1 protein-coding gene and 1 pseudogene are annotated in these 1,405 nt (G+C 43.8%); both read left to right on the top strand.

Features of this window, described 5'->3' with window-relative positions; genetic code table 11:
- Positions 1-118 precede the first annotated feature (118 nt).
- Positions 119-1,000 (top strand): group II intron maturase-specific domain-containing protein, encoded by an 882-nt coding sequence (locus tag F6K52_RS36305; RefSeq protein ID WP_293090068.1) that lies wholly within the window; start codon positions 119-121, stop codon positions 998-1,000.
- 117 nt (positions 1,001-1,117) lie between these two features.
- A pseudogene (locus F6K52_RS36300) lies at positions 1,118-1,217 on the top strand (RNA-guided endonuclease TnpB family protein); the annotation flags it as partial.
- Positions 1,218-1,405 lie beyond the last annotated feature (188 nt).

The raw sequence follows: 1,405 nt of genomic DNA, 5'->3' as shown, positions 1-1,405 counted from the left end.
GGAAAGCCCTAGTGATTTGCTTGAGCCGTGATACTTGGAAACTTGTACGTCCGGTTCTGAGGGGGGAAAGGGACAGCGATGTCCCCGCCCTACCCGACTCATACACAAAAACAAAGAAGTGGTAGAAAAGTGTAGAGAAGTTATAAAAACATGGTTAAAAGACATCGGCCTCGAATTAAAACCCAGTAAAACTCGATTGACACACACTTACAACGGATTTGACTTTCTCGGATTCAATGTCCGACAATACCAAGTAGGAGAAAATCAATCAAAACAAGGTTTTAAAACACTCATTAAACCATCAAAAAAGAGCGTAAAAGAACACAAAGAGCAACTAGGAAACATAATAAAAAGACACCTAGCTGCTCCACAAGCCGCCCTAATCAGCAGGCTCAAACCCATCATACAAGGTTGGTGCAACTACAACAAGAGTGTAGTAAGCAAAAAGACCTATAAAGGGTTAGATGATGTGCTCTGGAACAAACTTCAAAGATGGGGATACCGAAGACATCCCAATAAGTCAAAAACCTGGGTCAAAAAGAAATACTGGGGAACCAAGGTCACTGAACCAAAAAAACCCTGGGACGCACCCAAGGTAGATAACTGGATTTTTATGACAAAAGAAGGAACATACCTTCCAAAACATTCAAAGACAGAAATCATCCGACACCAGAAGGTCAAAGGAAACAGTAGCCCATACAACGGGGATTTAATATACTGGAGTACCAGAATGAGTAACCACCCAGAAATGTCCAAACAGAAGGTAAAACTTCTCAAAAGACAAAAAGGCAAATGTACTCACTGTAATCTAACCTTCAGGGATGGAGACCTAATGGAAATACACCATAAGGTACCACGCGCACAAGGTGGAAACGACCAAATCAATAACCTTGAACTACTCCACCTACACTGCCACGATGAAAAACACAAAATGAAAGTCAAAAACAAATGTCACGAATCAAGTAAAGATTCCTCTGAATTAGATGACCACCCATTTTGAAAAAGAGGTGCCAAATGACAAGGAACCCTATTATGAGGAGCCGTATGATGGGAAACTATCACGTACGGTTTTGGAGACGAGTCAGATGTGGGGCAACCCCCTGGCTTAGTTTAATAGAGACTGGTTAGAAGTTACCGCAAGAAGAGTGCAGCCAAAGCAAGTTGGTAGGCTATGCATCAAAGGTGACAGGTTTTGTTGTAAGGCTGCACTCTTCTAAGGTTTCGTCTCCGGCGCGTTGCGTAATCCGGTCTAACGACCTGGTCGCCTATGAAGATCTCAGGAACGGTCGATGCCCGGTATTATCCGGGGCACCTCCGATTCAGAACCGTGCATGAAAGTTTCCCCTCACACGGCTCCTAGGTATCCTCTCCTTTCGGAGTGCTCCAGTGTATCTGTTGATGGCAG

The sequence above is a fragment of the Moorena sp. SIO3H5 genome, assembly GCF_010692395.1.
In the GTDB taxonomy this organism is placed as follows: Bacteria; Cyanobacteriota; Cyanobacteriia; order Cyanobacteriales; family Coleofasciculaceae; genus Moorena.
Note: the sequence above shows the minus strand (reverse complement) of the source record. Positions and strands in the feature narration are given on the sequence as shown.